Raw genomic sequence first — 13,435 nt, forward strand, 5'->3', positions numbered from 1 at the left:
CACACGCCTCGACTCAGGTTTCCAGGTTCGGAATTCTCGATTCAACCAACACGGGTTTGCGGGCACGCAGCATCAAGCCCAGCCCGACGAACAGCACCGGCACCACCATGGAAAAATGCCGGGCGAATGAGCCGAAGTCCGGCTCGAACAAACCTTGGACCAGCAGAAAAGACAGGGGGATCGCGATCAGCTCCTTGGCTTTGGTCTGGATCGGCACGCCCTTGTAGTCCGTCGAGGTGATCACCTTGAACAGCAGCAACGCGGTCATGATCATCAACGACACGAAGATCACCTGGCCCGGACCGGAGAGCATGATCAGCTCCACGGGGAACGACAGCCGGAAGAAGATCACCAGCGAGTCCAATGCCTGGGAGACGAAATCACCACCGTTGATCCAGGACACGATCAACGACTTCGAGCCCTCCTCCCCCGCCGTGCGCAATTCGTTGTTGCTGGCGCGAATCGACGACACCGAGTAGCCAAGCGCCAGTTGAATCGCCGTGGCGATCGCCAGGTAGAACAGGAACAGCATCAGGAAGAAGGTCACGCGCGAGACGTACTTCTTCATCACGCACACCCCGACCCATGCCAGCGAGAACAGAATCCAGTAGGGCCGGATCAGCACGCCGTAAATCAGCGCGGACAAGAAAAACCCCACACGGTATCGACTGGAATACGACGTCAGCAGGATCGAAAGGACCGCCACCGAAACGATGATTTCCTTGGTCAGGTTTTCCAGGAAGAACGAGCGGACCACGCCCCACAGACACAGGGTCAGGAAAATCGTCAACGGCATGCGCCGGAAGATGAAGACCGGGATCGCCGTCAGGAAGAAATTGCAGAACATCCCGTAGGCCCAGGCATTGGTCAGATTGATGCCGGTTGGCCGCAGGAGGAACGCCGAACATTCGTAGGAAGATCGATCCGGCGAGAAGGGATTCCAGAAATTGCAGTTGTCGGCACGGGCATAGGACGACCACAAGGTCATGGCGTCCGGGCCCGGGTCCCGGGAGATCAGCAACGGCATGGCCACCGACAGGAACAGGCCAGTGAACAGAATCAGGAACGACAGCGACGAATCGAGTTTCCTGCCGCGAAACTCGATGCAGGGCAATTTCAATCCCATGCCAAAGCCCCTTTCGCCCGGGGCGCGCGGGTCAACAGGGCAATCACGCCGAGCTGCACGCAGATCGCGAAGACGTTCCCCCAGGCGGCGCCATAAATCGAGTGGTGCTTGATCAACAGATAGCTGACCGGCGTTGATACCAGCAGGCAGATGGCCGCGCTGGCGACGGACACCCGACGATTTTTCGAGGCAATCAGCCCTCCCCAGACGATGTCGCCGACGGCACGCAGGGCGAAGGAAAAAATCAGCACGCCGAGGATCGCGTTATCCGGACGCGGCACCGTTGCCGCCACGTAATCCAGCGCGACGTTGAAGAACAGATAAATCAGCACCGCCACCGCCGCGGACACCATCAGCGAACGCATGACCCACTGATTCACGAACAGTTGCCGGACACTGAAGGCTTGCTGGTCGCGCTGAAAGCGCTTGGACAGCACCGGAATGCCCACCACCGCCACTACCGCGTAGGACAAAGCCTGCAAGGTATTGGCCGCCGACCAGGCGTACACGTATTTGCCCAGGCTGGCGTAGGGTTCGAGGTCGATAATCAGGAACCGCTCGACGTACTGACTCAAGGCAATCAGGCCGGTGCCCAGATAAAACGGCAAGCCGGCCTTCCACACCGATGCCGCGCCCAGCTCACCCTTGGTCCGGCCCTGGTGAAGCCTGGCCACGATCAGGTAACCGGCCACCATCACCACCAGGTTGGCCGCCACCCACAACCACAGGACGGTATCGATCGCCGACACCTGGCCGAGCATCAGCCCGCCCACCGCCAGCAATGCCCAGAGGCCAGTCTTGATGAAAAACAGCATCGCGCCCCAGGTGGCTTTCTGCGCGGAGAACACGAAGGAGTTGATTTCGAACGACAGATGCTCGGTGAGCAGCACCAGCGTCACGCAGAGAATCAGCGCGACACTCGCCTGTACGTCCTGGAACAACGAATAGACCGCCAACGTCGCCACCGACAACACCAGCCCCACGGCCAGGTACAACAGCAGCACCTTGTCGACGACCCGGCGCGAGCTGAGGCCGACGCTGATCAGCCGATTGATTTCGGAACTGAAACCGACGCTGTAGAACTTCGAGGCAATCAGCGAAGCGGCCACCACCACGCCGTAGAAACCCAGGGCGTCATACCCCAGGTAATGGGTAATGGCCAACACCAGCAGAAACTTTGCGCCCAGGGCACCGCCCCGGAGCAACAGCCGAAATATCATCGAACGATTCCTTTGATGATGTCGTCCATCATCACCGACTTGGCTTCAATCTCCCGGCAGGTGTCGGTCAGGCGCTTGCCGAAACTGGACAAGGCGTTCGGCGCGTAAACGGTGTTGATGATGGTGTCGACATCGATATCCCCGCCGTTGATCACCCAGTCTTCCACGCCCATGTCCTGATAGGCGCCAAAGCCTTTGCGCTCATAGCTGATATGGAACGCCGGGACGCCGGCCAGCAACGACTCGATGGCGCCGTGCAGCCGGACGGAAATCACCAGGTCCGGCTGGTATTTGGCCAGGGCCGCCTTCAACGGCAGCAGGTCTTCGGTAATCCCCAGCTCCCGATAAAACGCGCCGTCGTCATTGCCACGCACGGCGGCCTGCACTGCGCAAACCACCTTGCTCTTGTTCTTCAAGCGTTGCAGCAGCAGCTTGAGGTTGGCCACGTAGGCGACCTTCTTCTCCTTGCTCCACTCCGGCGGCTTGCGCAGCACCACGCACACCACCGCAGGCGATGACGCACAGCGGGTGAACTTGGGCTGCATGAGGATTTTTCCGGCCAGCGCCTGGACGGCCAGGTCCGGCGCCCGATAGACATTTTCACAGGCCTCGAAGATCGCCGACGACCGATTGTCCCGCACGAAAACCGCGTCGGCGCTGGCGTAATGCTCGACGATCTTGCGGCCCTCGCCATGGAACGGACCGATGCTTTGCGGCAGGTAAACCGACGGCACCTTGCTGAGGATCGCCGTTTCCAGCTGCTTGGCGTGCCCCAGTTTCAACTTGATATGTTCGAAGGCGCTTTTGGAGCGCATGTAGCCGCCACCAACGCCAACGATCAAATCAGTGGTTTTCAGCAGATCCGCAAGCCCGGCGTACGACTGGTTGAGGAACACAGCCTGCTTGATCCGCCCCAGCCCCTTGGCCGCCATCACCGGCGCGTCATAACGCTTGTGGGGCAAGTAATTGAATGACTCGGGGTCAGACGCCACGACATTGATCGTGGTGTCTTCACCAAAGTTGCGTTGCACCAGGGCAATGGCCAGATCCACAAGCAGGCCGTCGCCGGAGTTGGACGCGCTGTAGCCGTGCAAAATCGTTACGTTCATGAGCTGATGTCTACTTAATAAGTTTGAGCGGAATACACGTCATAGGTTTGCCGGATCATCAACGCGGCACTGAAGCGTTCGCGGACGGTCTTGCGGCCTTCGGCACCCAGGTCCTGCAACTTGGGCTTCTGAATGTTCACCAGCACATCGGCCAGTGCCTGGTGATCGCCGGTAGGGAACACGTAGCCCGTCTCCCCGTGACTGACCAACTCGGGCAACGACGTGCAATCGCTGGCAATCACCGGCAACCCCATGGCCATGCCTTCCAGCGGCACCATGGCAAAACCTTCCCAGCGGCTGGGGACAATCAGGGCATCGGCCTTCTGGTAAAGCGCATTCACTTCCGCCGGAGTGACCCAGGGCAGGTATTCCACCGAATCCATCTCGGGCCGCTCGACGAATTCCTCGTTGACGGCACTGCCCACCACGGTCAGTTTCAGATCGCTGCGCTGAACCTTGGCGTAGGCCTTGAGCAGCACATCGAAGCCTTTCTGGTAGTCGAGCCGGCCGACAAACAGCAGATGGATCGGCTTCTGTTCATCGACCTTCTGCTGATCTTCCTTGTGATGAATGCCGTTGTAGATCAGCTTCATGCGGTGGCGATCGATGCCAAACTCAGCAGCCTTGTCCATCTCGTACTGGCTGACGCAAATGATCACGTCCGTGACCTTCTGCAACAGCCGCTCAATCAGCGAATAGGCTTTCTGCTTGGCCGGCGAGCTTTCCATCAGGAACGAAAAGGCATGGGGGCAGTAAACAATTTTCGGTGAGCGCCAAGGCTTCAGGACCAGGCACACGCAACGGCCGATCACCCCGGAAAAGGTGCTGTGCAAATGCACCACTTGGGGTTTTTCCTTGAGAATCACCCGGGTCAGTTGCCAGGCAAAGCGCAGCAGCGACAGCACATCGCGCCGGGTCCTGTCGAAGGTCCTGATCTGCCGCTCATCGATGCCGTGCAACTCTTTGCGCTGGTCGAACGGGATCAGGTAAACCAATTCATAGTTCGATGCATCGCCTTCCGGCGGGGCCGATATCGTCCGGATAACCGTGGCGACACCACCTTTTATCGTTTCGGCTACGTGCAATATTTTTTTCACAGCCCACTCACTTCCATGCATGTAATGACAGTCGCTGACACTCAGGATTTGTCCGACGCGTATTCGTAGTTGTAGTAACCGTAACCACCGTTGCCGTAGTAGCTCGCGGCGCGTTTCTCGACACCGTTGAACACGGCGCCCTTCAACTCGATTCCGTTCTGGGCAAAGCGACGAATCGTCAATTCGATTTCTTTGGCGGGGTTCACCGCGAAGCGCGTGACGATCAGGCTGATCCCCGCCTCACGGCCAACAATCGCTGCATCGGTCACTGCCAGCAGCGGTGGCGTGTCGATGATCACCACGTCATAGCGCTCGCTGAGTTCGGCCATCAACTCGCGGAAGTTGGCGTGCATCAACAGCTCCGACGGGTTGGGCGGGACCTGTCCACGGCTGATGAAATGCAGGTTGTCGACTTCGACGGTGTTGATCGCCTGCTCGATGCTGCAGCGCTTGACCAGCAGGTCCGACAGGCCATTGGTGATCGGCGTGTTCAGGGTCTTGTGCAGATGCCCCTTGCGCATGTCGGCATCGATCAGCACCACCCGCTGCCCGCTTTGCGCCATGACGGCGGCGAGGTTGGAGGAAACAAAGGTTTTGCCGACCTGGGGGCTGGGACCTGAAATCATGATGCGGTTGTTGGTCGAATCCAGCGCCGCGAAGTGCAGGCAGGTGCGCAGGCTGCGGATCGACTCGATGGAAAGATCCGTGGGGTTACGCAGGGCCAACAGGTAGGCCTGTTTTTCAGCCTCGCTCCTGACACGGACTTTCTTGTTGTCTTCTTCCTGTTGCAGCGCGCTGTAGGGAATCGACGCGTAGACCGGCAACCCCAGTTGCTCGATGGCCTCCGGTCCCTCCAGCCCGCGACTCAGGGATTTGCGCAGCAGCACCAGCGCCACGCCGAGAAATGCGCCGAGGAAGGTGGCGATCAACACGATCAGCGCCTTGCGTGGCTTGACCGGATTGGTCAGGTCGACATCCGCGGTGTCGATCAACCGCGCATTGCCCACTGCCCCTGCCCTGACGATGTCCAGTTCCTGGGATTTATTCAGCAGTTGCGTGTAGATCTGCGACGCCACTTCCACATCGCGGGTCAGGTTCAGCAACTCCTGCTGGGTCGACGGCAGGTTCTGGGACTTGCTCTCTAGCGCCTTCTGTTGCTGGGTCAATTCGCCGATCTGGGTCATCAGCGCGCGATACGCCGGATGCTGCTTGGTGAATTTGCGGTCCAGCTCCGCCTGCTGCATTTTCAGCTCGGAGATGCGCGTATCCAGGCTGACGATCTGTTCCAGCACCGATTGGGTTTCGAGGGAAATGTTCACGGTCTTGCCGCGGGTCTGGTAGCCGTTGAGTGCTTCGCTGGCCTTGGCCAGGTCGCGCTTGACCTGCGGCAGCTGGCCTTGCAGGAAGTCCAGGCTCTGCGCCGCTTCGGCGGACGTGCGTTGCACGTTCTGCTGCACATACAGCGACGAGACTTTATTGAGGATTTTCACGGCTTCGGCCGCATCGGTGCTGGCCAGGGCCAGGCGTATGATGCCGGACTCCTTGCCCTGCTCGGAAATATCCAGCCCGTCCTGGTAATTCTGGATGGTCACGATCCGCGGGTTGCGCACCACTTCGAAGCGGGTGCCAGGGTTGGCCTGCAGATGGGTGATCAGTCCTTCGACCCCGTCCTGGACGAATGCGCTTTCGGCCACGCCTTCGACCAGCAGATTGTCGTTGTCATCGAAGAGCTGGAAACGCTGCTGCTCGCCGGCAACCAGCGTGAGCTTCTTGCCCAACAACTCGTTGGGCAGGTTGAGCCGGGAAAACTCCAGCCGCTCACCGCCCCAGGCGTAGCTGTTCAAGCCGAAGCGCGGCGCCGCGACACTCTGCGGGGTATCTCCCCGGTAACGGCGGGCGAGAAAACCGCCGATCACCGGGAAGGTGTTGGGCGTGACGTCGATGTCCAGGCGCAGATCATCGACGGTTTTGCCGATGATTGCGCGGGACTTGATAATGCCGATCTCGGTCACCGACGGCGATTGCCCGCCGAGCATGCTGCTCAGATCGGAAAAACCGAGCATGTCGTTCTTTTTCGGTTCGACCTGAACCAGGGCGTTCGCCTGATACACCGGCGTCGACAAAATCGCATAGGCGACACCGGTGGCCATGAATGCACCGGTGAATGCGCCGATCAACCATTTCTGATCAATTAAAGTGCCGAAGATACCGAGAAGATCAATATTGTCTTGTTCGTTATCGCGGCTGCTGATGACTGACGGTAACTGCATAAGTCTGTTCTTACCATTCAAGGGTCTGAAGAATATTGATCAATGTCCGAGGCGCTGCGCCCATGAGCAAACTGCATCTTCAATCAATGCATGGGCATGAATAAACGCTGCTTTTCCTTGACGATAAGGGTCTTGTATTTCCCGTTCGTTCTGCCACTTACCGAGCAGAAACACCTTGCCCCGCGCGTGCGATGCAATCTTCAGCACTTGCTTTACATGCTCTTTTTCCATGACCAGAATCAGGTCTGAATCGTTAACGATGTCCGAAGTAATCTGCCGTGCCTTGAAGGCTTCAGCGCTGTGCCCGTGGTCCTCCAGGACTTGCCGCGCCGACGGCTCCATGGCTTCGCCGACCCTGGCGGCCAGGCCTGCGGAGGTCACGGTGATCGATGAAGTGGTCAGTGCGTTGCGCAGCAACAGTTCTGCCGTGGGACTTCGGCAAATGTTGCCCACGCAAACGACAAGAATCTTTTTGAACAAGGTAACTTTCCCGTTTAATGCCGATCGGCCAATGCGCCTGGCGGATTTGAATGAACCCGCAAGACCTTCCTGCACTCAGAAATAGATTCACCCTGCAAGTACAGGTGCATTAAGTACCACAGCCCCGGAAAGCCACCCAACCAGAATTGCCGGACCAAAAATAACGATAGTTACTTAACATCGGTTATCCGACAAAAAATAACATTCGTGCACTTCAGGCCTTAACCAACATCGAATTCAAAGTAACGGGATAATTAATGACTGATGTCATTTCTCATGAGGAGAACAGACATGAATTCGGTACATTTCAAACCACTGACACTCTCAACCCTGCTGATACTCGGTGCAGTCGGCCAGGCGCACGCCAACGAGCTGTTCGCAGCCCTGCCCGCCAACAAGTCCATCGGGGTTCAGGTCAAGATCCAGAACTTCACCCCTGCCGACGCCGAGGACATCAAGGCGCAGGGATTCGGCTTCGTGCGCTTTGGCGTCTGGACCAACAGCCTGGGTGGCTCGGCCTATCAAAAACAGGTCAGCGATGCGTTTGCCGCCGCCCGATCCTCCGGCTTGCCGGTACTGCTGACGGTACGCTCGACCAAGGCGCTGACCACCGCGTCAGGCAACACCAGTGAACTGGCTGCCGCAGGGGAAAACTTCGCCAGTTCGGTGATGAGCCTGGAGAAAGCCTACGGATCGCAGTTGGTCGCGATTGAGATCTGGAATGAGCCGGACCTGGGCACCTACTGGCCGACCGGGAGCTTCGACACCACCTTCGTGCCGTTCATGAGCGCGGTGTGCAATTCGCTGCAGCAAAAACCGCTGGCAACGCCGGTGGTCGGATTTGGCTTCGCCCGGCCGCCCAGTGCCGGCTCTGCATCGACGGTGGCGCTGAACAAGATCGTCAGTGCTTACCCCAAATGCCTGAGTGCCGTCTCCTATCACCCCTATGGCATGACGAGCGCCCAGATCAGCAACTCCCAGGCGTTCATCGCGCAGAACCTCCATATTCCAGGGGTCATCAGTGAATGGGGCGTGTCGGCGCTTATGTCCAATGGCGGGGTCGATGGACAAGCCAGCAAAGTCAGCGCATTCATTGCCGACGTGAAAAAGCAGAACATTGCCCTGGCATCGATTTACGAATGGAAAAACAGCGATTCAGGCAGTGACGATCGGGAGAAAAACTTCGGCTTGCTGACCTCCGACGGCCAGCCAAAACCGGCCAAGATGGCTGTCAGGACTCAATTGAATCCGCAATAGGACCCGGGGCATCGGCGTGGCTCACGGGGCGCTGGCGGTCAGTTGTTTTGAACCTGCGAGCGGTTTCGGGATCTTAATTACCGATATGTGCCCCGCCTTTCAAACAGCCGTTTTCAGGATGTTGCCACCGGGACCGTCTATACACGTATGTGCCCTTGAGCGGCTGTCGGCGCTCGGGTAATGTCATCAGACCCATAGGACAGAGCACGCTCATGACTTCCAAGCTGGAACAACTCAAGCAATTCACCACCGTGGTTGCCGACACCGGCGACTTCGAAGCAATCGCCCGCGTTAAACCGGTGGACGCCACCACCAACCCTTCCCTCCTGCTCAAGGCAGCGGCCATTCCCGGTTATGCCGATCTGCTCAATAGCTGTGTCAGCGACTGCAAGGGCGATGTCGGCCTGGCCAGCGACCGTTTTGGCGTCGCGGTGGGGCAGGAAATCCTCAAGGTGATTCCTGGCCGCATTTCCACTGAAGTGGATGCGCGCCTGTCGTTCGACACTGATGCGGTCCTGAAGCGTGCACACCGCCTGATCGAGCTGTACGAAAAAGCCGGCATTGGCCGTGACCGCGTGCTGATCAAGATCGCCTCGACCTGGGAAGGCATCCGTGCCGCAGAGATCCTGGAAAAGGAAGGCATCCAGACCAACCTGACCCTGTTGTTCTCCTTCGCTCAGGCCGCTGCCTGTGCTGACGCTGGCGTGTTCCTGATTTCGCCGTTCGTGGGCCGCATCTACGATTGGTACAAGAAAGCCACCGGCAACGAGTACACCGGCGCGGATGACCCCGGCGTGCAGTCGGTGACGCGTATCTACAACTACTACAAGGCCAACGACTACAAAACCGTCGTGATGGGCGCCAGCTTCCGTAACCTGAGCCAGATCGAGCATTTGGCCGGTTGCGACCGCCTGACCATCAGCCCTGACCTGATCGATAAACTGGCTGCCGACACCGGCAAGCTCGAGCGCAAACTGGCGCCGGGCCACGCGGGCGAAGCGCGCTTGAACCTCAATGAAGCGCAGTTCCGCTGGTTGTCCAACGAAGACGCCATGGCGACCGAGAAACTGGCTGAAGGGATTCGTCAGTTTGCCCGGGATCAGGAAAAGCTTGAGGCATTGCTGCAGGCCAAGCTGTGATCTGAAAGGCCGGAATGCAAAAAGGGCGAACCCTCACAGGTTCGCCCTTTTTCATGCATGGCCGGTTATGAAATCAGTGCCGCTCCAGCGCATTCACCAGGTCATGGAACGCTTCCCGATTGGAGTCGTTCAGGCCCATGAGGATCTTGTGCGCTTCGAGCACCTTGATCCGCACGACCTCTTCGGACTGGTCCTGATCCGGCAAATCGTCCAGGCATTCCGGGCATGGAATAGGCTTGTTGACGATGTTGAACACCTGCTCGAAGCCCATGGACTGCAGCAGACGGGTGATGTCTTCGTGGGTGGTGACGACAGTCGGCAGCAGGCCGACCTTCTGCCTCGACAGGATCGACAACTTGGCCAAGAGGCCCAGGGTCGTGCTGTCGATGCTGCGGGTTTCGGTCAAATCAATCACGATCGCGTTGAAATTCATCGCGGTGAAGATTTTCTCAATAGTCGCATCCAACGCCGAACACAGGGTCAGGCGAACTTCACCGACGAACTTGAGGACGAAGGTGCCGTCCTGCTCGGCGAACTGGATTCTACCGGTACTCATTAAAGATTCCTGCTCAACACCAACAGGGCGATATCATCCGGCATCTCCCCTAGCGTGGCCAATCCAAAAACCTGCCGCAGGCCATCCAGGCTGCCGCCCGCTGCCTTGACCCGTTGGGGCAACGCAGCTTCTTTTTCTTTGAGTGTGGGTTCTGGCAAAAGGTCCAGAATGCCATCAGACATCAGCGTCAGGCTGAACGTCGGTGGCAGCTCCAGCACGTGGTCTTCGTAGGTGGCTTCGTTGAAGAGGCCCACCGGCAAGCCACGCCCTTCCAGATAACGGACACTGTCGGGTGTGTACAACACTGGCAACGGCAAATGACCGCCGATGCTATAGGTCAACAAACCTGTCTCCTCGTCGATGACTCCACCGACCATTGTGACGTGTTTCCCCAGCTTACAACTGATCAGGCCCCGGTTGATATGACCAAGAACCTCTGAAGGCTTGAATTCTGGCAAAGTGCCGCTGCGCTTGGACTCGAACAACAGGCGCGTGGTCATGAACTTCAGCAGCACGGTGACGAAGGCTGAAGAGGCGCCATGACCGGATACGTCCGCCAGATAGAACGCGACCCGGCGCTCGTCGACCCGAAAATAGTCGACAAAATCACCCGACAGATACAGCGACGGGATGATCTGGTGGGCAAACTTGAAATCGTCGATGGCCCAGGGGCTGCCCGGCAGCATGTTCATCTGCACCTGGCGACCGGCATTCTGGTCTTCCTGGAGCAGGTTCAGGCTTGCGGCGAGTTCCCGGTTGGCCTTTTCCAGCTTCTCGCGATAGCGCTGGTTCTCCAGCAGCAGGCGCGCGCGATCCAGGGCTCGACGCACTGAATGCTCAAGCACGGCCAGATCTTCGAGAGGTTTGATCAGGTAGTCCGCCGCGCCCAGGCGCAGCGCCTCGACCGCGTCGTTCATCACGCCGGCACCCGAAACCACGATCACCGGGGTTTGCGGTGACAGCTCGGTAACCTGGCGAATGAGTTCGAGTCCACCCATCTGCGGCATGCGCAGATCGCAGATGACCAAGTCGGGCTTGTCTTGCTCGAATACCTGAAGACCCTGCTGGCCATTGCTGGCCTGCAAGACGCTGAAACCACTGTCTTCCAAATAGGCCGCGAGGCTCGCGCGCACTACTTCGTCATCATCGATTATCAGCAGCGTGGCACTGGTTTTTGGCATGTGGGCAAACGGCGCCAGAATTAGGTTGGCGTAGCGGTACGGGTTCAGGCCCGTTTCACACTACTGGATTCGCTTTCTAGCCTCTCTGTCGCACCGTTTTCGAGCACTTGCCCTACACACAGGTACACCAGAGGTGCCCTTCTAAGGCGCAGACGGTACTCCCATCCGCGAGGCGTTTCAAGCTCACGCCGATGGTCGCTTTGACGTGCGCATCGTTGAAATCACCGGGAGTTATAAGAACCTTCCAAACCGTAACTCAATGGAAGGTTAAAACCCGTAGGAGCGAGCAGGCTCGCGATGAATTTCAACGATTACACGCCCATGCTGAATGAACGCGGCGCACTTGAGTTCATCGCGAGCATGCTCGCTCCTACAGAGGATCAGAAATCGTCTTCGACCTGACCGTCCTTCACTTTGAACTCGCGGTTCTGCAGGTACGCGTTGCGGATGAAGATGTACTTGTCGCCGGTGATCAGCTTCTCGGAAGACAGCAGGTTGGCGCGGGTATCGACAATGTTCAGGCCGAAGATCGAGTTACGCACCGGCACATCGTTGATGTAAGGGTACGGGCCGGTGTAGCTGTCGACGAGTTTCGAAGGTGCATCGCGCAAGGTACTTGGACCCAGCAATGGCAGCATCACGTACGGACCGCTGCCCACGCCCCAGTAGCCGAGCGTCTGGCCGAAGTCTTCGTCACTGCGTTGCAGGCCCATTTTGGTGCCCACGTCGAAGAAGCCCAGCAGGCCGAAGGTGGTGTTGAAGATCAGACGTGCCGTGTCGACGCCCGCCGCCGCAGGTTTGGCCTGCAGGATATTGTTGACTAGGTTGGTCACATCGCCGACGTTGCGGAACATGTTGTGAATCCCGTCCTCGAGGAACTGCGGAGTCACGTACTGGTAGCCCTGCGCCAGAGGCTTCAGTGCATAGGTATCGAGCACATCGTTGAACTGGTAGATAGGACGGTTGATGCTTTCCCAAGGGTCGTCTTCCGAGGCTGCCTGAGCAACGAACGGAACCAGCAGTGCGCTGGCGCATACACAAAACCGGGCTAGAGGATGGGTCCAGCGCATAGAAAACTCCTTGGGTTGTACTGGCGCGGGCGCCTGGCCCGGCAACAAGCTGACAAGTATAAGTCGGAAACACCCTTCAGGCATATTGCACGAACCCAGCCCGGGAGGAATCAAACCAAATGTGAGCGATTCACATTAATGTCACTCAACTGTCACTGCCGCATTCTAGGCTTCTTGCTATTTCAGGGACGCTCACATGCCACACGCCGATGTCTTGCCGCAAAACGCACCCAGCCTGACCGCCGTACTTTTCGGGCTCAGTGGTTGCCTGGTGGATTTCGGCGCACACACGCACCGGTATGGCAGCCACTCGGCCGAACACACCGAAGCCACACCGGGTGCCCTCGACAGCCTGCGCAGCTTGCAGCGCCAGCAAATCCCCTGCGCCTGGCTCGACGAACTCCCCCCTGCCCTCAGCCAGTCCCTGGCCGTGACGCTGCCGGAATGGATCAAACCTTCGCAACACTGCGCAACAATTCAACCCTGGCCGGCACCGAATGCGTGTTGGCAGGCGTTGATGGCATTGAACGTCCAGCGACTGGACGGTTGCGTGCTGGTCAGCGGTGAACCGCGCCTGCTGCAATCGGGGTTGAACGCCGGGTTGTGGACCATCGGCCTGGCGTCCTGCGGGTCGCTGTGCGGGCTTTCGCCTGCGCAATGGCAGGCATTGCCGCCCCAGGAGCGGGATATCAAACGCGGCAAGGCAACGATGCAGCTGTTTGGCCTTGGTGTGCATTCGGTGATCGATCACCTGGGCGAGCTCGACACCTGCCTGGCGGACATCAACCTGCGCCGGCTAAAGGGCGAAAAGCCCTGATCGCAGCCTTACACCGATGAAGGCATGCAGGTTACGCGGGAGTGGATTAATCTTAGGAAAGCCATAGATCTTTGGCGTGCCGCCACGGTCTATGCCAGTGCCTATCGAGAAAA

The 13,435-nt window shown here is 58.4% G+C and carries 12 protein-coding genes; 3 read left to right on the forward strand and 9 right to left on the reverse strand.

Going from position 1 to position 13,435, the window contains the following annotated elements; translation table 11 throughout:
* Window positions 1–13 precede the first annotated feature (13 nt).
* The 6 genes from ABTV29_RS22010 to ABTV29_RS22035 are packed head-to-tail and all read right to left on the reverse strand — an operon-like array spanning window position 14 to window position 7,302.
* Window positions 14–1,126, reverse strand: a complete 1,113-nt coding sequence (locus ABTV29_RS22010) for a hypothetical protein (RefSeq protein ID WP_433766768.1) — start codon at window positions 1,124–1,126, stop codon at window positions 14–16.
* Window positions 1,117–2,346 (reverse strand): phosphoribosylaminoimidazole carboxylase, encoded by a 1,230-nt coding sequence (locus tag ABTV29_RS22015; RefSeq protein ID WP_433766769.1) that lies wholly within the window; start codon window positions 2,344–2,346, stop codon window positions 1,117–1,119. Before ABTV29_RS22015 ends, ABTV29_RS22010 begins: the two co-directional genes overlap by 10 nt.
* Complete coding sequence (locus tag ABTV29_RS22020) at window positions 2,343–3,455, reverse strand: polysaccharide pyruvyl transferase family protein (RefSeq protein ID WP_433766770.1); 1,113 nt, start codon at window positions 3,453–3,455, stop codon at window positions 2,343–2,345. The genes ABTV29_RS22015 and ABTV29_RS22020 overlap by 4 nt, the downstream gene beginning before the upstream one ends.
* 14 nt (window positions 3,456–3,469) lie before the next feature.
* Window positions 3,470–4,552 (reverse strand): glycosyltransferase, encoded by a 1,083-nt coding sequence (locus ABTV29_RS22025; protein ID WP_433766771.1) that lies wholly within the window; start codon window positions 4,550–4,552, stop codon window positions 3,470–3,472.
* A gap of 41 nt (window positions 4,553–4,593) precedes the next feature.
* The gene (locus tag ABTV29_RS22030; protein ID WP_433766772.1) at window positions 4,594–6,822 is read right to left on the reverse strand and encodes a polysaccharide biosynthesis tyrosine autokinase; all 2,229 of its coding nucleotides are present in this window, start codon (window positions 6,820–6,822) and stop codon (window positions 4,594–4,596) included.
* Between the two features lie 39 nt (window positions 6,823–6,861).
* A complete protein-coding gene (locus ABTV29_RS22035; RefSeq protein ID WP_433766773.1) occupies window positions 6,862–7,302 on the reverse strand; it encodes a low molecular weight protein-tyrosine-phosphatase in 441 nt (146 codons plus the stop codon).
* Between the two features lie 291 nt (window positions 7,303–7,593).
* Between ABTV29_RS22035 and ABTV29_RS22040 the strand changes: the two genes are divergently transcribed.
* On the forward strand, window positions 7,594–8,559 hold the full coding sequence (locus ABTV29_RS22040; RefSeq protein ID WP_433766774.1) for a cellulase family glycosylhydrolase: 966 nt from the start codon (window positions 7,594–7,596) through the stop codon (window positions 8,557–8,559).
* Window positions 8,560–8,771: 212 nt separating this feature from the next.
* Window positions 8,772–9,698 (forward strand): transaldolase, encoded by a 927-nt coding sequence (gene tal / locus ABTV29_RS22045; RefSeq protein WP_433766775.1) that lies wholly within the window; start codon window positions 8,772–8,774, stop codon window positions 9,696–9,698.
* Window positions 9,699–9,771: 73 nt separating this feature from the next.
* Here tal and rssC read toward each other — a convergent pair whose 3' ends face one another.
* The 3 genes from rssC to ABTV29_RS22060 all read right to left on the reverse strand — a co-directional run bounded on the left by rssC (window position 9,772) and on the right by ABTV29_RS22060 (window position 12,505).
* Window positions 9,772–10,254: an anti-sigma factor antagonist RssC gene (gene rssC / locus ABTV29_RS22050; RefSeq protein WP_110967230.1), complete on the reverse strand. Its 483-nt coding sequence runs from the start codon at window positions 10,252–10,254 to the stop codon at window positions 9,772–9,774.
* Window positions 10,254–11,435, reverse strand: coding sequence for a two-component system response regulator RssB (gene rssB / locus ABTV29_RS22055; protein ID WP_433766776.1), 1,182 nt, complete (start codon window positions 11,433–11,435; stop codon window positions 10,254–10,256). The genes rssC and rssB overlap by 1 nt, the downstream gene beginning before the upstream one ends.
* 380 nt (window positions 11,436–11,815) lie before the next feature.
* A complete protein-coding gene (locus ABTV29_RS22060) occupies window positions 11,816–12,505 on the reverse strand; it encodes an MlaA family lipoprotein (protein WP_433766777.1) in 690 nt (229 codons plus the stop codon).
* Window positions 12,506–12,701: 196 nt separating this feature from the next.
* On the opposite strand from ABTV29_RS22060, the gene ABTV29_RS22065 reads away from it, so the two are divergent.
* The gene (locus tag ABTV29_RS22065; protein WP_433766778.1) at window positions 12,702–13,322 is read left to right on the forward strand and encodes an HAD family phosphatase; all 621 of its coding nucleotides are present in this window, start codon (window positions 12,702–12,704) and stop codon (window positions 13,320–13,322) included.
* The last annotated feature ends 113 nt before the right edge of the window (window positions 13,323–13,435 follow it).

Origin of the sequence: Pseudomonas putida, from assembly GCF_050989985.1 — a bacterium.
Taxonomy (GTDB): Bacteria; Pseudomonadota; Gammaproteobacteria; order Pseudomonadales; family Pseudomonadaceae; genus Aquipseudomonas; species Aquipseudomonas putida_AI.